This window comes from Rhodococcus sp. NPDC057014 (assembly GCF_042673295.1).
Classification (GTDB): Bacteria; Actinomycetota; Actinomycetes; order Mycobacteriales; family Mycobacteriaceae; genus Rhodococcus_F.
The window spans coordinates 24,932-41,102 of the sequence record NZ_JBHUSF010000038.1 but is presented as its reverse complement, the minus strand read 5'-3'; the positions used below and the strand labels follow the sequence as shown (position 1 = coordinate 41,102).

18 protein-coding genes are annotated in these 16,171 nt (G+C 68.8%); 7 read left to right on the top strand and 11 right to left on the bottom strand.

The features are described from left to right. Nucleotides 1-27 precede the first annotated feature (27 nt). From ACFTZB_RS11190 to sdhC, 4 genes are read right to left on the bottom strand one after another with little or no spacing between them, the layout of a single operon-like run. Nucleotides 28-807 (bottom strand): succinate dehydrogenase iron-sulfur subunit, encoded by a 780-nt coding sequence (locus ACFTZB_RS11190; protein ID WP_378431618.1) that lies wholly within the window; start codon nucleotides 805-807, stop codon nucleotides 28-30. Next, nucleotides 807-2,558, bottom strand: a complete 1,752-nt coding sequence (gene sdhA, locus ACFTZB_RS11185; protein ID WP_095860879.1) for a succinate dehydrogenase flavoprotein subunit — start codon at nucleotides 2,556-2,558, stop codon at nucleotides 807-809. Before sdhA ends, ACFTZB_RS11190 begins: the two co-directional genes overlap by 1 nt. Nucleotides 2,559-2,573: 15 nt before the next feature. Then, entirely contained in the window at nucleotides 2,574-3,017 is a 444-nt protein-coding gene (locus ACFTZB_RS11180) for a succinate dehydrogenase hydrophobic membrane anchor subunit (RefSeq protein WP_005239887.1), read from the bottom strand. Nucleotide 3,018: 1 nt separating this feature from the next. Next, complete coding sequence (gene sdhC, locus ACFTZB_RS11175; protein WP_005239889.1) at nucleotides 3,019-3,423, bottom strand: succinate dehydrogenase, cytochrome b556 subunit; 405 nt, start codon at nucleotides 3,421-3,423, stop codon at nucleotides 3,019-3,021. 255 nt (nucleotides 3,424-3,678) lie between these two features. Between sdhC and ACFTZB_RS11170 the strand changes: the two genes are divergently transcribed. The 3 genes from ACFTZB_RS11170 to ACFTZB_RS11160 are packed head-to-tail and all read left to right on the top strand — an operon-like array spanning nucleotide 3,679 to nucleotide 6,466. Then, nucleotides 3,679-4,083 (top strand): cytidine deaminase, encoded by a 405-nt coding sequence (locus ACFTZB_RS11170; RefSeq protein WP_124394652.1) that lies wholly within the window; start codon nucleotides 3,679-3,681, stop codon nucleotides 4,081-4,083. Continuing rightward, a complete protein-coding gene (locus ACFTZB_RS11165; protein ID WP_378431616.1) occupies nucleotides 4,076-5,371 on the top strand; it encodes a thymidine phosphorylase in 1,296 nt (431 codons plus the stop codon). Before ACFTZB_RS11170 ends, ACFTZB_RS11165 begins: the two co-directional genes overlap by 8 nt. Before the next feature lie 9 nt (nucleotides 5,372-5,380). Next, the gene (locus ACFTZB_RS11160; RefSeq protein WP_378431614.1) at nucleotides 5,381-6,466 is read left to right on the top strand and encodes an adenosine deaminase; all 1,086 of its coding nucleotides are present in this window, start codon (nucleotides 5,381-5,383) and stop codon (nucleotides 6,464-6,466) included. Between the two features lie 19 nt (nucleotides 6,467-6,485). Here ACFTZB_RS11160 and ACFTZB_RS11155 read toward each other — a convergent pair whose 3' ends face one another. The 5 genes from ACFTZB_RS11155 to ACFTZB_RS11135 all read right to left on the bottom strand — a co-directional run bounded on the left by ACFTZB_RS11155 (nucleotide 6,486) and on the right by ACFTZB_RS11135 (nucleotide 9,982). Beyond that, nucleotides 6,486-7,730, bottom strand: coding sequence for a primosomal protein (locus ACFTZB_RS11155; RefSeq protein ID WP_378431613.1), 1,245 nt, complete (start codon nucleotides 7,728-7,730; stop codon nucleotides 6,486-6,488). An 80-nt stretch (nucleotides 7,731-7,810) separates the two neighbouring features. Next, nucleotides 7,811-8,116 carry a YbaB/EbfC family nucleoid-associated protein gene (locus ACFTZB_RS11150; protein WP_378431612.1) on the bottom strand — a complete coding sequence of 102 codons (306 nt, stop codon included), beginning with the start codon at nucleotides 8,114-8,116 and terminating at the stop codon, nucleotides 7,811-7,813. Next, on the bottom strand, nucleotides 8,113-8,457 hold the full coding sequence (locus ACFTZB_RS11145) for a hypothetical protein (protein ID WP_378431620.1): 345 nt from the start codon (nucleotides 8,455-8,457) through the stop codon (nucleotides 8,113-8,115). The genes ACFTZB_RS11150 and ACFTZB_RS11145 overlap by 4 nt, the downstream gene beginning before the upstream one ends. A gap of 8 nt (nucleotides 8,458-8,465) precedes the next feature. After that, the gene (locus tag ACFTZB_RS11140; RefSeq protein WP_378431611.1) at nucleotides 8,466-9,656 is read right to left on the bottom strand and encodes a C40 family peptidase; all 1,191 of its coding nucleotides are present in this window, start codon (nucleotides 9,654-9,656) and stop codon (nucleotides 8,466-8,468) included. 2 nt (nucleotides 9,657-9,658) lie between these two features. Further along, nucleotides 9,659-9,982: a type VII secretion target gene (locus ACFTZB_RS11135; protein WP_015890018.1), complete on the bottom strand. Its 324-nt coding sequence runs from the start codon at nucleotides 9,980-9,982 to the stop codon at nucleotides 9,659-9,661. Nucleotides 9,983-10,116: 134 nt separating this feature from the next. Here ACFTZB_RS11135 and upp point away from each other — a divergent pair, with 134 nt between their 5' ends. Next, a complete protein-coding gene (gene upp, locus ACFTZB_RS11130; RefSeq protein WP_378431610.1) occupies nucleotides 10,117-10,740 on the top strand; it encodes a uracil phosphoribosyltransferase in 624 nt (207 codons plus the stop codon). Between the two features lie 8 nt (nucleotides 10,741-10,748). On the opposite strand, the gene ACFTZB_RS11125 is transcribed toward upp, so the two are convergent. After that, nucleotides 10,749-12,338, bottom strand: coding sequence for a phospho-sugar mutase (locus ACFTZB_RS11125; RefSeq protein WP_378431608.1), 1,590 nt, complete (start codon nucleotides 12,336-12,338; stop codon nucleotides 10,749-10,751). Continuing rightward, nucleotides 12,335-13,117 (bottom strand): purine-nucleoside phosphorylase, encoded by a 783-nt coding sequence (locus tag ACFTZB_RS11120; RefSeq protein ID WP_378431606.1) that lies wholly within the window; start codon nucleotides 13,115-13,117, stop codon nucleotides 12,335-12,337. The genes ACFTZB_RS11125 and ACFTZB_RS11120 overlap by 4 nt, the downstream gene beginning before the upstream one ends. Nucleotides 13,118-13,137: 20 nt before the next feature. On the opposite strand from ACFTZB_RS11120, the gene ACFTZB_RS11115 reads away from it, so the two are divergent. The 3 genes from ACFTZB_RS11115 to ACFTZB_RS11105 are packed head-to-tail and all read left to right on the top strand — an operon-like array spanning nucleotide 13,138 to nucleotide 16,157. Further along, entirely contained in the window at nucleotides 13,138-13,836 is a 699-nt protein-coding gene (locus ACFTZB_RS11115) for an enoyl-CoA hydratase/isomerase family protein (protein WP_378431604.1), read from the top strand. A gap of 12 nt (nucleotides 13,837-13,848) precedes the next feature. After that, complete coding sequence (locus tag ACFTZB_RS11110; protein WP_378431603.1) at nucleotides 13,849-15,009, top strand: M20 family metallopeptidase; 1,161 nt, start codon at nucleotides 13,849-13,851, stop codon at nucleotides 15,007-15,009. After that, complete coding sequence (locus tag ACFTZB_RS11105; protein WP_378431601.1) at nucleotides 15,006-16,157, top strand: M20 family metallopeptidase; 1,152 nt, start codon at nucleotides 15,006-15,008, stop codon at nucleotides 16,155-16,157. The genes ACFTZB_RS11110 and ACFTZB_RS11105 overlap by 4 nt, the downstream gene beginning before the upstream one ends. Nucleotides 16,158-16,171 lie beyond the last annotated feature (14 nt).

Sequence of the window (16,171 nt, the reverse complement as noted above, 5' to 3'; positions counted from 1 at the left end):
GCCCTGGAACGTGCTCGGTGACCGGGGTCAGCGTGCGAAGAGCAGCGCGCGCTTGACTTCCTGGATCGCCTTCGTCACCTGGATGCCGCGGGGGCATGCGTCGGTGCAGTTGAACGTGGTCCGGCACCGCCAGACGCCGTCCTTGTCGTTGAGGATGTCGAGACGCTCCGACGCACCCTCGTCACGGCTGTCGAAGATGAAGCGGTGCGCGTTGACGATGGCGGCGGGACCGAAGTAGCTGCCGTCGCTCCAGTACACCGGGCACGACGTGGTGCAGCAGGCACACAGGATGCACTTGGTGGTGTCGTCGAAACGGGCCCGGTCGTGCTGCGACTGGATGCGCTCACGGGTGGGCTCGTTGCCGGACGTGATGAGGAACGGCTTCACGGCGCGGAACGCGTCGAAGAACGGCTCCATGTCGACGACGAGGTCCTTCTCCACCGGCAGGCCCTTGATGGGCTCGACGGTGATCGTGACCGGCTTGCCGTCCTTGGGCAGCATGTCCTTCATCAGGAGCTTGCAGGCCAGACGGTTGACGCCGTTGATCCGCATCGCGTCCGAACCGCACACGCCGTGCGCGCAGCTGCGGCGGAACGTCAGGGTGCCGTCGAGGTAGCCCTTCACGTACAGGAGCAGGTTCAGCATCCGGTCCGTCGGCAGCGCCGGAACCTGGAAGTTGTCCCAGTGCTGACCCTCGCCGGACTCCGGGTTCATCCGCGCGATCTTGAGGGTGACCATGACGGCGCCCTCGGGAACGGGAGGGAGATCCGACTTGTTCTCGCTCTTGTCGACTGCAGGTGCGCTCATCAGTACTTACGCTCCATCGGCTCGTAACGGGTCTGGACTACCGGCTTGTAGTCGAGACGGATGTCGGAGAGCAGGCCGTCGCCCTCCTTGTATGCCATCGTGTGCTTCATGTACTCGGCGTCGTTGCGGTCCGGGAAGTCCTCGCGGGCGTGGCCGCCGCGCGATTCCTTGCGGTTCAGCGCACCGACGACGGTGACCTCCGCCATTTCGAGGAGGAAGCCGAGCTCGACGGCCTCGAGCAGGTCGCTGTTGTAGCGCTTGCCCTTGTCCTGCACCGTGATGTGGTTGTAGCGCTCCTTCAGTGCGCGCACGTCCTTGAGTGCCTGGGTGAGGCGCTCCTCCGTGCGGAACACCGAGGCGTTGTTGTCCATCGACTGCTGCAGCTCGGTGCGGATGTCCGCGACCCGCTCGTGACCGTGGTCCGACAGGATGGTGGCCATCCACTCGTCGACCATCTTCTCGGGCGTCTCCGGCAGGGCGACGAACTCGCTGTTGTTGGCGTGCTCGGCGGCGGCGATGCCGGCGCGGCGTCCGAAGACGTTGATGTCGAGCAGCGAGTTGGTGCCGAGACGGTTCGCGCCGTGGACGGAGACGCAGGCGCACTCGCCGGCGGCGTACAGGCCCTGGACGATCTCGTCGTTGTTGCGGAGGACCTCGCCGTTGATCCGGGTGGGGATGCCGCCCATGACGTAGTGGCAGGTGGGGTACACCGGCACGGGTTCCTTGACCGGATCCACACCGAGGTAGGTGCGGGAGAACTCCATGATGTCGGGGAGCTTCTCGTCGAGGACTTCCTCGGGAATGTGGGTCACATCGATGTAGACGTAATCCTTGTTCGGTCCCGCGCCGCGTCCCTCGAGGACCTCGAGAACCATCGACCGCGCGACGATGTCACGGGGTGCGAGGTCCTTGATGGTGGGGGCGTAGCGCTCCATGAACCGCTCGCCGTCGGCGTTGCGGAGGATGCCGCCCTCACCGCGCACGGCCTCGGAGATGAGGATGCCGAGCCCGGCCAGGCCTGTCGGATGGAACTGGTGGAACTCCATGTCCTCCAGCGGGAGGCCCTTGCGGAAGATGATGCCCATGCCGTCACCGGTGAGGGTGTGGGCGTTGGACGTCGTCTTGTACATGCGTCCCGAGCCGCCGGTGGCGAACACGATGGACTTCGCGTGGAAGACGTGGATCTCGCCGGTGGCCAGCTCGTAGGCGATGACGCCGGTGGCGACCGGACCGTTCTCGGTCTCGGTGATCGCGATGTCGAGGGCGTAGAACTCGTTGAAGAACTCCACGTCGTGCTTGACGCAGTTCTGGTAGAGCGTCTGCAGGATCATGTGACCGGTGCGGTCCGCGGCGTAACATGCGCGGCGCACGGGGGCCTTACCGTGATCGCGGGTGTGACCACCGAAACGACGCTGGTCGATCTTGCCCTCGGGCGTGCGGTTGAACGGCAGACCCATCTTCTCGAGGTCGAGCACCGCGTCGATGGCCTCCTTGGCCATGATCTCGACGGCGTCCTGGTCGGCGAGGTAGTCGCCGCCCTTGACCGTGTCGAAGGTGTGCCACTCCCAGTTGTCTTCCTCCACGTTCGCCAGCGCGGCACACATGCCGCCCTGGGCCGCGCCGGTGTGGCTGCGGGTGGGGTAGAGCTTGGTCAGTACCGCGGTGCGGGCGCGGGGACCGGCCTCGATCGCTGCGCGCATGCCGGCGCCGCCGGCACCGACGATGACCACGTCATAACGGTGTTCCTGCATGAAGTCTGTGCTCCCCTAGCTCGCCGAGATATTGGGGTCGAAGGTGAAGATGACGTACGTGCCGAGGCCCATGATCAGGATCATCGAGAGAACGAGGATCGTGGTCAGCCAGAAGCGCGTGGAGTCCTTGCGGGAGTAGTCCGCGATGACCGTGCGGAGTCCGTTTCCGCCGTGCAGCTGGGCAAGCCACAGCATCGTGAGGTCCCAGAACTGCCAGAACGGGCTGGACCAGCGGCCTGCGACGAACGCGAAGTTGATGCGGTGCACACCGTCGTCGAGCATCAGCATGATGAAGAGGTGGCCGAGCACGAGGAAGATCAGTGCCAGACCGGAGAACCGCATGAACAGCCAGGCGTACAGCTCGAAGTTGTTCTTCGAGGTCCGGCGCGGAGAGCGCGGGTTGTCCAGGCTGGCGGGACGGTCGTAGGTCTTGCCGAGACTCTTGGCTTCTGTCGTCATGTCAGTGCCCCGCAAACATGTTGTAGAAGATGCGTCCTGCGCCCGGGATCATCACCAGGAACCAGATCGCGAGGATTACCCAGAGCATCAGGCGCTGGTACTGCGGTCCCTTGGACCAGAAGTCCACCAGCATCACCCGGACACCGTTCAGTGCGTGGTACAGCACCGCGGCGACGAGCGCGAGCTCCATGAGCCCGACGATCGGGTTCTTGTAGGTCTCGATGACACTGTCGTACGTGTCGGGATTCACCCGCACGAGCGCGGTGTCCAGCACGTGCACGAATAGGAAGAAGAACGTCATTACGCCTGTGATCCGGTGCAAAACCCAGGACCACATTCCGGGGTCGCCCCGGTAAAGCGACCGTGTGCGCTCCTTGGCCGGAGCGGCTTCAGTCGTAGTACTCATCGAGTGCTGTGCCTCCAACGTCATTGGTGGACGTGTCGAGTCTGCGCAGCGTTGCGGACATACCACAACTGGGGACCCGACGTGATCCTGAACCGACTTCTCTGAACTCTAAACCCAACGGAAACGGGGGAACTAATTCGAGTCGGGGTTCGTACCGCCCCTGCAAATGAACTTAGGTTTGCCTCTCCAATGCGGATCGTGCCGTCCCGAGCGATTCTCTGCATCCATTCAGGCCACGTGATTGGATGGGTAACCATGGTCGAGATCGATTGGAAACTGTTGCGCGCCAACGCGCATGAGGTGATGGGACGGGCCTACGCGCCCTACTCCGGGTTCGCCGTGGGGTCGGCGGCGCTGGTGGACGATGGGCGAATCGTCGTCGGATGCAATGTGGAAAATGTCTCATACGGGTTGGGGCTCTGCGCCGAGTGTGTACTGGTCGGTAACTTGTTTGCGGGCGGCGGCGGGCGATTAATCGCCTTCACCTGCTGTGACGCGAGTGGCGACATACTCATGCCGTGCGGACGCTGCCGGCAGATTCTCTTCGAGCACGGCGGCCCCGGACTGCTCGTCGACCACCGGGCCGGCGTGCGCCCATTGGAACAGCTGCTGCCGGACGCTTTCGGTCCGGAGGAGAAGGGGAGAATCAGCCATGCATGACGCCTCGTCGATCATCGCCGCCAAACGCGACGGCCGAGAACTGTCCGGTGCAGAGATCGACTGGGTGGTGGAGGCATTCACCCGGGGTGTCGTGGCCGACGAGCAGATGTCGGCTCTGGCGATGGCCATCTTCTTCCGCGGGATGACGCGCGAGGAGGTGAGCCGCTGGACCACGGCGATGATCTCGTCCGGTCACCGCCTCGACTTCACCCACCTCGGCCGCCCCACCGTGGACAAACACTCGACCGGTGGTGTGGGCGACAAGATCACGCTCCCGCTCGCGCCGCTCGTCGCCGCGTGCGGCGCCGCCGTGCCGCAGCTGTCGGGGCGCGGGCTCGGCCACACCGGCGGAACCCTGGACAAGCTCGAGTCGATCCCGGGCTGGCGCGCCGACCTCGACACGTCGGAGATGGCCGAGATCCTGTCCGACCCCGACGTCGGCGCCGTCGTGTGCGCCGCGAGCGCGGACCTGGCGCCGGCGGACCGGCGGTTGTACGCACTGCGGGACGTCACCGGGACCGTCGAGTCGATTCCCCTGATCGCCAGCTCGATCATGAGCAAGAAGATCGCGGAGGGCACCGGAGCGCTGGTCCTCGACGTGAAGGTCGGTTCGGGCGCGTTCATGAAGAAGCTCGACGACGCACGCGAGCTCGCCCAGACGATGGTCGACCTCGGGAACGACGCCGGGGTGCGGACGATGGCGTTGCTGACGGCGATGGATGCACCCCTCGGTCACACCGCGGGTAACGCGCTGGAGGTGCGGGAATCGCTGGAGGTGCTCGCCGGGGGCGGCCCGTCCGACGTCGTGGAACTGACCCTCGAGCTGGCCCGGGAGATGTTGAAGGCAGCCGGAATCGACGGCGTCGACCCGGCCGACAAGCTGCGGGACGGCTCCGCCATGGACCGCTGGCGGAGCATGATCGCCGCCCAGGGCGGCGACCCCTACGCCCCGCTTCCGATGGCCCGGCACACCGAGGTGCTGCTCTCCGAGTCCGACGGTGTGGTGTGCGGTCTCGACGCCATGGCCGTCGGGCTCGCGGCGTGGCGACTCGGCGCGGGCCGCGCACGGCAGGGCGAGCCGGTGCAGGCGGGGGCCGGCATCGAACTGCACGCGAAGCCGGGGGAGACGGTGTCGGTGGGCACTCCGCTCGTCACGCTGCACACCGACACGCCCGAACGGTTCGCCGCGGCGAAAGCCGTCCTTTCCGAAGCCTGGACCGTCGTGGCCGACGCGCCGCCGGTGACGACACCGCTCGTCATCGAGCGGATAGAGGATCCCTCACGCTAACGTCGTCCCATGACCGCACTGGATCTGTCGGCCCTGCGCCGAGCGCCGAAGGTGTTGCTGCACGACCATCTCGACGGAGGTCTCCGGCCCGAGACGGTTCTCGAACTCGCCCGCGACTGCGGCTACGACGCGCTGCCCGCCGACACCGCGCCCGCGCTCGCGAAGTGGTTCCGGGAGGCCGCGGACAGCGGTTCGCTCGAGCGGTACCTCGAGACGTTCGCCCACACCGTCGCCGTCATGCAGACCCCCGTCGGACTCGAACGCGTCGCCCGTGAATGCGCCGAGGACCTCGCCGCCGACGGCGTGGTCTACGCCGAGGTCCGGTTCGCCCCGGAGCAGCACCTCGAAGAGGGGCTGACCCTCGACGAGGTGGTGGAACAGGTCCTGCTCGGATTCGAGGCGGGGGAGTCCGCGGCGGAGGTGCGCGGCCAGAACATCCGGATCGGAGTCCTGCTCACCGCGATGCGGCACGCGGCGCGGTCCCGGGAGATCGCGGAACTGGCGATCCGGTTCCGGGACCGTGGCGTCGTCGGGTTCGACATCGCAGGCGCCGAGGCGGGCAATCCGCCGAGCCGCCACCTCGACGCCTTCGAGTACATGCGGGGCAGCAATGCGCACTTCACCATTCACGCGGGTGAGGCGTTCGGCCTGCCGTCCATTCACGAGGCCATCGCGTTCTGCGGCACGGACCGCCTCGGTCACGGGGTCCGGATCACCGACGACATCACGATCGGCGCCGACGGTGTCCCGGTGCTCGGAAAGCTCGCGAACTATGTGCGGGACAAGAGGATTCCCCTTGAACTGTGTCCCAGCTCCAATGTCCAGACCGGGGCCGTGGACGCGCTCGAGAACCATCCGTTCGACCTGCTCGCCCGGTTGCGGTTCCGCGTCACGGTCAACACCGACAACCGGCTGATGAGCGACACCAGCATGAGTCAGGAGATGCTCCGCCTCGTCGAGACGTTCGGGTACGGCTGGACCGATCTCGAGCGCTACACCATCAACGCGATGAAGTCGGCATTCATCCCGTTCGATCAGCGGCTACAGCTGATCGACGAGGTGATCAAGCCAGGATTCGCCGTGTTGGTGGGATGAGCGTCCCGCAGGCGGGCGCTCAGATCTTCCGCAGGCGGGCCTCGAACTCCCGCTCGAGCTTCCGCCACGCCTCGGCCTCGGCGTCGAAGGGCGCGCTCGGAGCCATTCGCGTCGGGTCCGGGTTGAGGACGAACGAGACGTACCAGCCCAGCGGGTCCGACGACACGAGCGCGGTTTCCACCGAATCGTCGTCGGCGAAATCGGCTGCATCGGTGAACAATTCGACGGCAAGATCCAGCTGATCCGCGTCGACGGACTCCGGGCCCGCGGCCAGGTCGTCGGCCAGGCCGGGCAGGACGTACACGTTCTCGTCGGTGACCTCGACCTCGAGCGACCCGTCGACGGCCGCCACCTGGATCTCCTCGTACGTGCTGACCTGCGCGAGGGCGTGCTCGTGGTTGTCGGCGAGGTACCGGGCCAGTGCCCGCTCGGACGTGAACACGAAGATCGCACCGTCACGACCGAGGAAGATCGCGTCGTCGTCGAGGTAGCAGCGGAGTGTGAAGTAGGTCTCCCCGGACGTGATGATCTTGACGGGGTCGACACCCACCGCACCCCAGAACGAGTCGTCTTCCTCCTCGTCCTCGGTGGTCAGATCGAGTGCGACGAACTCCTCGTCTTCCTCGGCCTCCTCGGCGACGTCGTCCACGTCGACGGTGTTCTCGTCGGCGGCCACCAGTTCGGCCTCGGCCACGGCTACCGCGTCGGCGTCCACCTCGGGGGTGGCGACGATGTTGTCGACGGCATCGAGGACGTCATCCCAGCCCTTCGCGATCGCGGTCCCGATCTGCGCCCACAGTTCCTCGCCCTCGCGTCCCTCGAAAGCGCTGGCGCCCGCCGGGAGCGCACCGAGGATGGGGTTCGCGTTGAAGAACTTGGTGACCGCGTCGAGTTCGCAGACCTCACCGATGTTGCGCACCATGTTGAGCGTGTCTTCGAGCTCGCTCACGACGGCGGCGTCGGGGTCGCTCGCCGCCAGTTCGGGGACACCGATCAGGTCGAAGCAGAAGTTCTCGTCGGGCTCGAGCTCCGCGGCGGAGAGCCCGGACACCACGCTCCACGCGGGATGCTCGACAAGGTCGTTGTCGGTATTCGTGCGGATGAAGGCGGCGAGTTCTGCCACTGATTCGAACCCGTAGAGGTCTTCCTCGTGACCCAGGAATGCTTCCCACTCGTCGTCTCCCTCACGCCACCGTGGTGCCCACAGTGTCACGAGGTCGCCGTCGGTGAGACCGAGTTCGATCGGGACGATGTCTCCAGCCATGGCGCGAAGCCTATCGACCCCGCGGCCAAAGTTATACCCGGGCTGTGTGCGGACCGTTTCCGGAGCCCGTCGTCGCCCTGTCACACCCTCCCGAACCCGTCCTGCAGCGCCGTCATGACCCGGGTGCGCTGTTCGGCGGCGAGCCGGGCCGCCTCCTGGCTGGTGTTCGTGATCATCGCCGCGAGGGTTCGGGCGTCGAGGCTCGCGATGGAGTCGTCCATCCACAGACCGGTCAACGTGCCGTTCCCGTCGACCTCGGCCGTCACCTGATCGGACTCGCTCGATGCCCGCGCCGTGATCGACTGCAGCCCGGCGAGGGCCTCCTCGAGCAGGTTCACCTGTTCGGTGGCCCGGCCGACGATCGCATCCATGTCGTGTTCGCTCACAGTGGTCGCATCCAGCTCGTCGGGGTGGGTTCTTCCTCGTCTTCGATCGCCTGCACGGCGGCGACGTCGGCGCGGGTGGGCAGGCCGAGCTTGTCGAGGATCTCGGCGGGCATGCCGTCACGGGCGAGTTCGTCGCGCCGACGCGCGCCGGCCTCCATCGCCGAGCGTCTGCAGAGCGTCAGGATCTCGTCCGCGAGTCGTTGGCCGCCGTACCGCAGTTCGCGTGGATCGATGCGGAGTTCGAGCGGCAGACCCTGCTCGGTGGTCCGCACCGAGACGGTGCCGGAGCGATTGCTGACTGCGGCCGTGGTGCCGGCCGGGGGTGGGGTGGGGGGAAACATGATTCCTGTCATTCCGTGGGTCGGTAGAAGCCGTAGAAGCCCATGCCGCTGTTGCTGGTTCGGATCGGACCGACCTGCACGGGATCACCGGCCTCGACGAGCTGGCCGTTGCCGATCACCATCGCCACGTGGCCGTCCCACACGGCGAGGTCGCCGGGCATCAGGTCTCCCGGGTCGACGGCGGTGCCGACGTTCTGCTCCTGCGCCAGGCGCGGAAGACCTACGCCCGCTTCGCCGTACGCCCACTGCGTCAGCCCGCTGCAGTCGAGGCCCTCGCCGGGCGACGTCCCGCCCCATACGTACGGGACACCCTGCTGCGACAGCGCGTTGCGGACGGCGTCGGCCGCCTCCTTGTTGGGTGCGACGGCGGTGCTGCCGTCGGGCAGGACCACCTCGACGCCCTCGCCGCCGTGGGCGGGGTCCGAGGTGGACGGACCGTGACCGGTGCCTCCCGGCCTGCCGGTGAGGGAGTCCGCCCGCGACCCGCGCGCCGCGCGTCCGCCCGACGAGTGGGCGGCCGGGGCGGAGATGCTCGTCAGGCCCGACATCGGCGACGATCCCGAGGAACTCGCGAACCCGGACGCCGCACGGCTGACCGCGTCGGAGCCTGCGGGTGCGACGGGGGCCGCGGAGGCGGGCGCCGTACTCGTCGCGGTCGTGCTCGCGGGTGCGGTGGCGGCCGGCGCGGACGGGACGTCCTCGGCCGGTGTGAGGGTGACCATCTTTCCGGTCTGCTCCGCGAGTTCGACCCGCACCTTCGCGACGACCGCGGTGGCCCGGCCGAGGTGGTCGAGTGCCGCCGCGACGATCATCGCCTGACCGGGCGGGGTGGCGAGGGCGGGTCCGGCCGCGACCGCGAGGGAGATGAACGACTGCAGGATCTCTTGCAATTGCAGCATTCCGGCCCGGACGATCTCGGAGGCCTCGGCGACGACGGCAGCCATGTCGTTGCCGCGATCGGAGACCGCGACCGTCGCCCGCTGCGCCTCCTCGGTCTTCACGATCGCACCGGTGCCGCCCTTGCCCTGCCAGTCGCCGTAGATCGAGCTGATGCCGGTGCGTCCGGTGTCATGCACCGCGTCGATGGCGATCGAGGACGCGCGCAGGGCGTCGGCGGGTCCGCCCGCGGGGAGGACCCCGCTGCCGAATGCGCCGAGCAGATCGAGGATCGGGCGGGTGAGGAGATCGATGGGGATCACGGTCAGGCCTCCAGCCCGACCGCGTCCGCGGCGAGCGCGGCCGTGGTGGCCAATTCGGTGCCCTCGTATGCGGCGGCATTCGCGAGCGCGGTCGCGCTGATTCCGCCGAGCACGCCGGACAGCTTCTCGATGGAGGCCAGGTGCGCGGCGTGCGCCGTCGCGAAGGCGGCGACGAAATCGCCGCCGATCACCCCGAAGACCGGACCGAGCAGCAGCGGTCCCGCGGCCGCGGCCCCGAGACCCGCGGCCTGCATTTCCACGGACATGGTCGCGGCCGTGGCAGCGAACTCGGCGATACTCGCGGTATCCGCCCTCAAGTCGTTCATCGTCATCCCCCCCAGTCGGATTTGATACCGGTCACCATATTGGACGCGGGGGACACCCGATCGGTTCCGCCCCCCGATTCGCCGAGAATCGCGCTCCCGCGAAATCTCGACGCGCGCCCCCTTATTCTTCGAGCATGAACACGCACGTCGTCGACCACCCGCTCGCAGCGGTCCTCCTGACCACGATGCGCGATGCGCGCAGCGACAATGCCACATTTCGTGCCGCCTTGCGAAGGCTGACGCACATGCTGGTGTACGAGGCGATGCGCGAGGCTCCGGTCGACACGTTCGACGTGGTCACCCCCATCGCGACCACCGGCGGGGTGCGGCTCAGTCATCCGCCGCTGCTCGTCCCGGTCCTGCGCGCCGGACTGGGCATGGTCGAGCAGGCCAGCAGCCTGATCCCGCAGGCGCGAGTCGGTTTCGTCGGCATGGCCCGCGACGAGCAGACGCATCTGCCGGTGCCGTATCTGGAGTCGCTCCCCGCGGACCTGTCCGGCATCCCGGTGTACGTCCTCGACCCGATGCTGGCCACCGGCGGTTCGATGGTGCACACGATCGATCTGCTCGTCGCCCGCGGCGCCACGGATGTCACCGCCGTGTGCGTCGTCGCGGCGCCGGAAGGCGTTGCCGCCCTCACGGCGTCCGGCCATCCCGTGCGACTCGTCACCGCGGCAGTCGACGAGGGACTGAACGGGGACGCGTTCATCGTCCCCGGCCTCGGCGACGCCGGCGACCGGCAGTTCGGGCCGCGCTGACGCGTCGGCTACAGGGCTTCGGCGAACTCGCGCAACAGGTTCAGCCGCGTCGCGGCAGTCTCCCGCGCCGCGGGTAGCGCCGACCGATCCGGCGCCGGGACGACCACCTCCAGATAGCACTTGAGCTTGGGTTCGGTCCCGGAGGGGCGCACGACCACCCGGACGCTCGACCCGGCGAGGACGACGGCGTCGGTGCGGGACTGCCCGCGCCGTTCCGCCAGATCGGTGACCTCGACGGGCTCACCGGCCAGTTCGGCCGGCAGGTCCGCCCGCAGTCGTCGCATCATCGCGGTGATGTCGGCGAGGTCGGTGACGCGGCGCGACACCTGGTCTCCGGCGTGCAACCCGAATTCGAGCGCGTAGTCGTCCAGCCGGTCGAGGAGTGTCGCCCCGTCCGCCCGCAGGGTGGCCGCGAGGTCGGCGGCCACCACCGCCGCGGAGATACCGTCCTTGTCGCGCACCGACTCCGGGTCGACGCAGTGACCGATCGCCTCCTCGTACGCGTACACGAGACCCTCGCCCGCCCGGACGAGCCACTTGAAGCCGGTGAGGGTGCGGGCGAAGCGGGCGCCGCGGGCCGCGGCGAGCTTCCCGAGGAGTGCGGACGAGACGATCGTCGTCGCGACGAGTGACTCCGCCGGGGCGGATGCGAGGACGTGGTCGCCGAGCAGGACCCCCGTCTCGTCTCCGCGGAGCATCCGCCAGCCGTCCGGCCCGCGCACACCGACCGCGCACCGGTCCGCGTCGGGGTCGAGGGCCAGCGCGAGGTCGGCGTCGACGTCCGCGGCGAGCGCGAGTACGGCGTCCGAGGCGCCCGGCTCCTCGGGATTGGGGAACTCGACGGTCGGGAAGTCCGGGTCGGGGTCGAACTGCGCGGCGACGGTGTGGACGTCGGTGAACCCGGCGGATTTCAGTGCGGCGAGCGCGGTCTCGCCGCCGACGCCGTGCATGGCGGTGAGCGCGATCCGCACGGATCGCGACCCGCCCCTCGGCAGGGACGCGACCCGGTCGACGTAACGGTCGAGGAGTTCCTCGGACGCCGGGGTCACCGGGATCCGGGGCACGAGATCCGCCCGCCCGATCCTGCTGATCGCCGCCTCGATCTCCCGGTCGGACGGCGAGATCAACTGGGCGCCGCCGTCGAGGTAGACCTTGTACCCGTTGTCGGCGGCGGGATTGTGGGAGGCGGTGATCTGCACACCGGCCGCGGCCCGGAGGCGGCGGACCGCGAACGCGACGATCGGGGTGGGCAGGGGACGGGGGAGGAGGACGACCGAGAATCCCGCGCCCGCCAGCACTTCCGCGGCGGCGACGGCGAACTTCTCCGATCCGTGCCGCGCGTCGCGCCCGACGACGACGGTGGAGCCGCCCAGGCACCGATCCTTCAGCCATGCGCCCAGCCCGGCGGTCGTGCGGATCACGACGGCGAGGTTCATGCCGTTCGGGCCCGCCCGCACCGGTCCGCGCAGTCCCGCGGTCCCGAAACTCAGCGGCGCGGCGAAGCGGTCGGCGAGCTCGTCGGCGGACAGGTTCGCGAGTTCCGCCCGGGTGCCGGGGTCGGGGTCGGCGTCGATCCAGTCCGCGATCGGATCGTTCACAAGCGCTCCACCAGTTCTCGCAGGAGCCCGCCCATGCGGTCGGCGGACGCCCGGCCGGCGGCGAGGACCTCCTCGTGGTTCAGGTGCTCGCCGGTGATGCCCGCCGCGAGGTTCGTCACCATCGAGATCCCGAGGACCCGGGCGCCGAGCGCCCGCGCTGCGATCGTCTCGTGGACGGTGGACATGCCGACGAGGTCGGCGCCGATCGTCCGCAGCATGCGGATCTCGGCCGGGGTCTCGTAGTGCGGGCCCGGCAGACCGGCGTAGACGCCTTCGCTGAGCGATCCGTCGATGTCGCGTGCGAGGGCCCGCAGTTCGGGGTCGTACGCGTCGACGAGGTCCACGAACTCGGCGCCCACGAGGGGTGACCGGGCCGTGAGGTTGAGGTGATCGCTGATCAGCACCGGCTGTCCGACGGTGAAGTCCTCGCGGATCCCGCCCGCGGCGTTCGTCAGGATGACGGTCGTCGCCCCGGCGGCGATAGCCGTGCGCACCGGGTGGACGACGGACGACAGCGGATGGCCCTCGTAGGCGTGGGTGCGGCCGAGCAGGACGAGGATCCGCCTGCCGCCCACCTCCACGGAGCGGATCGTTCCGGCGTGTCCCGCGGCGGACGGCGGGGTGAACCCCGGGAGGTCGGCCATCGGGACGGTGCAGAGTGATTCGCCGAACCGGTCGGCGGCGGCATTCCACCCCGATCCGAGGACGACGGCGATCGAGTGTTCGGCGCAGTTCGTGTGCGCGGCGAGCGCGGCGGCCGCGGCGTCTGGCGTTCCCATGAGGCGATAGTCTTCCACTCATGCCCTATCTCGATCGCGACGGCGACGTATTCATCCTGTACCTCGGCACCGAGGGCGAGACGGACAACGAGAACCGCTTCCACCCGGAGTGGATCGACGCCACCCACGCCGCGCTCGACGAGGTCGAAGCCCACGAGGGGCCCGCAGCGCTGGTGACGACCGCGACGGGCAAATTCTTCACGAACGGTCTGGACACCACGTGGATCTTCGCCAACACGGACAAGCTCCCCGAGTACCTCGACCGCGTGCACACGATCTACAGCCGCCTGCTCGCGTTCCCGATGGCCACCGTCGCCGCCGTCCAGGGGCATGCTTTCGGTGCCGGCGCAATGCTCGCCACGTCCCACGACTTCCGGGTGATGCGCGCCGACCGCGGCTTCTACTGCCTTCCCGAGGTGTCGCTGAACATGCCGTTCACCGTCGGGATGTCGGCGCTCCTGAACACGCGCCTGCCCAGGCAGACCGCGGTCGAGGCGATGACGACCGGTCGCCGCTACGGCGGTTCCGACGCGCTCGCCGCGGGCATCGTCGACCAGATCGAGGAGGGGGACGCCGTCCTCTCCGCCGCCGTGACACGGGCCGCCGCGCTCACCGCGACCCGCGGCGCCAACCTGGCCGGGATCAAGCGCGGAATCCATCACGACGCCCTCGCCGCGCTCGCCACGGCGACGGACAAGAGCAACTTCAGCTTCGGGTGAGAGAATGAGCACGTGAATGCGGATGTCGAGGCGGCGGTCAGGTCAATCGAGACCGATCTGATCGCGCTGTCCCATTCGATCCACAGCGAACCGGAACTCGCGTTCGAAGAGTTCCGGAGCGTCGCGAAGATCACCGAACTGCTCAAACGCAGCGGGTTCGACGTGCGCACGGGCATCGCGGACCTGCCGACGGCGTTCGACGCCACATTCGGCAGCGGCGACCTCGTCATCGGCATCTGCGCGGAATACGACGCGCTGCCGGAGATCGGGCACGCGTGCGGGCACAACATCATCGCGGCGTCCGCCGTCGGCGCCGGCGTCGCGCTCGCCACCGTGGCCGAACGGCTCGGGATCACGGTGCGGGTCATCGGGACGCCCGCGGAGGAGAGCGGTGGCGGGAAGATCGCCATGCTCGAGAACGGTGTCTTCGACGGCGTCGCGGCCGCCCTGATGGTGCATCCGGGACCCATCGACATCACGGGAGCGACGTCGCTCGCGCTGGCCGACATCGCGGTCACGTTCAACGGCCGCGAAGCGCACGCGTCGGCCGCGCCGGAGTTCGGGCGCAACGCCGCCGACGCCGCGACCGTCGCGCAGGTCGGTATCGGCCTGCTGCGCCAACATCTCTCGCCGGGACAGCAGATCCACGGCATCGTCTCCGACGGCGGCACCGCGCCCAACATCGTTCCCGCCCGCTCCGAAATGCTGTACTACCTGCGCGCCGAGACGGCGTGGGCGCTGTCCGAGCTGACGGCCCGCGCGGAAGCGTGCTTCGCGGCCGGGGCACTCGCCACCGGGTGTACCCACGAGATCCGCACGGTGTCGCCGACGTACACGGAACTGACACCGGACCCCTGGCTGGTGGCGACGTACCGGGAGCAGATCCTCGACATGGGACGGACGCCGTTGCCGCTCGAATGGGAAGGCGTCCGCCCGCTGGGCAGCACCGACATGGGCAACGTCACCAACGTCCTGCCCGGAATACACCCGATCATCGGCCTCGACTCGGGAGGTGCGGTGACGCATCAGCCGCAGTTCGCGGCGGCGTGCATCACCGAATCCGCCGACCTGGCCGTGATCGACGGGGCGATTGCCCTGGCTCGCACGGCAGTTCGCGCTGCGACGGACGACGAACAGCGGGTGCGGCTGTTGGAAGGAGTTGATCGCCGGTGAACGCGGCAGTCGACAAGTGGATTCTCGCTCACACCGACGAACTCTCCCAGTGGCGGCGGCACATCCACGCCAATCCCGAACTCGCGCGACACGAGTACGCGACGACGGAATTCGTGGCGACCCGCCTGGCCGCGGCGGGACTGTCACCCGAACTGCTGCCCGGGGGAACGGGGCTCACGTGCGATCTCGGGCCGTCGGACGGCCCGCGCATCGCGTTGCGCGCGGACATGGACGCGCTCCCGCTCCAGGAACTCACCGGTGCCACGTACTCGTCGACGGTGCCGGGCGTGTCGCACGCATGCGGGCACGACGCGCACACCACCATCCTGCTCGGAACCGGTCTCGCCCTCAGCGAGATCCCCGACCTGCCGGTGGGTGTCCGGCTCATCTTCCAGCCGGCCGAGGAGGTCATGCCGGGCGGTGCGCTGGAGGTCGTCGCGGCCGGACGGCTCGAGGGCGTGTCACGGATCTTCGCTCTCCACTGCGATCCGCGGCTCGCGGCCGGGCGCGTCGGGGTGCGACTCGGCGCGATCACGTCCGCGGCCGACACGATCGAGGTCGTGCTCGACTCGCCGGGCGGCCACACGTCGCGTCCGCACCTGACCACCGACCTCGTGTTCGCGCTGGGAACCGTCGTCACCGGACTGCCGGGCATGCTCAGCAGGCGGATCGACCCGCGCACCGGCACCGTCATGGTGTGGGGCGCCGTGAGCGCCGGCCGGGCCCCCAACGCCATCCCGCAGACCGGCATGATGACCGGCACCGTGCGGACCGGCGATCACGAGACGTGGGAGATGCTCGAGCCGCTGGTCCGGGAGATCGTCCACGGGCTCCTCGCGCCCACCGGAGTGCGATATCAGCTGAACTACCGCCGCGGCGTCCCTCCCGTCGTCAACGACGAGGTGTCGACACGCATGTTCGAGGACGCGATCCGCTCCGTCGGCCCGGACGCCCTCGCCGACACGCCGCAGTCGGGCGGCGGCGAGGACTTCTCCTGGTATCTCGAAGAGGTTCCCGGCGCCATGGCCCGGCTCGGCGTCTGGTCGGGCGTCGGCGAGCAACTCGACATCCACCAGCCCACGTTCGATCTGGACGAGCGGGCGCTCGGAGTCGGCGTGCGGGTGCTGTCGAGCCTGGTGCTGGGCTGAGGCGCAGCGTTAGG

Excerpts from the sequence above, each read along its gene's own strand:
- ACFTZB_RS11160 (WP_378431614.1), top strand. The coding sequence starts at position 5,381 with ATGACCGCACTGGATCTGTCGGCCCTGCGCCGAGCGCCGAAGGTGTTG.
- upp (WP_378431610.1), top strand. The coding sequence starts at position 10,117 with ATGAACACGCACGTCGTCGACCACCCGCTCGCAGCGGTCCTCCTGACC.
- ACFTZB_RS11155 (WP_378431613.1), bottom strand. The coding sequence starts at position 7,730 with ATGGCTGGAGACATCGTCCCGATCGAACTCGGTCTCACCGACGGCGAC.
- sdhA (WP_095860879.1), bottom strand. The coding sequence starts at position 2,558 with ATGCAGGAACACCGTTATGACGTGGTCATCGTCGGTGCCGGCGGCGCC.
- sdhC (WP_005239889.1), bottom strand. The coding sequence starts at position 3,423 with ATGAGTACTACGACTGAAGCCGCTCCGGCCAAGGAGCGCACACGGTCG.
- ACFTZB_RS11180 (WP_005239887.1), bottom strand. The coding sequence starts at position 3,017 with ATGACGACAGAAGCCAAGAGTCTCGGCAAGACCTACGACCGTCCCGCC.
- ACFTZB_RS11170 (WP_124394652.1), top strand. The coding sequence starts at position 3,679 with ATGGTCGAGATCGATTGGAAACTGTTGCGCGCCAACGCGCATGAGGTG.
- ACFTZB_RS11145 (WP_378431620.1), bottom strand. The coding sequence starts at position 8,457 with ATGTTTCCCCCCACCCCACCCCCGGCCGGCACCACGGCCGCAGTCAGC.
- ACFTZB_RS11135 (WP_015890018.1), bottom strand. The coding sequence starts at position 9,982 with ATGAACGACTTGAGGGCGGATACCGCGAGTATCGCCGAGTTCGCTGCC.
- ACFTZB_RS11120 (WP_378431606.1), bottom strand. The coding sequence starts at position 13,117 with ATGGGAACGCCAGACGCCGCGGCCGCCGCGCTCGCCGCGCACACGAAC.
- ACFTZB_RS11190 (WP_378431618.1), bottom strand. The coding sequence starts at position 807 with ATGAGCGCACCTGCAGTCGACAAGAGCGAGAACAAGTCGGATCTCCCT.
- ACFTZB_RS11115 (WP_378431604.1), top strand. The coding sequence starts at position 13,138 with ATGCCCTATCTCGATCGCGACGGCGACGTATTCATCCTGTACCTCGGC.
- ACFTZB_RS11165 (WP_378431616.1), top strand. The coding sequence starts at position 4,076 with ATGCATGACGCCTCGTCGATCATCGCCGCCAAACGCGACGGCCGAGAA.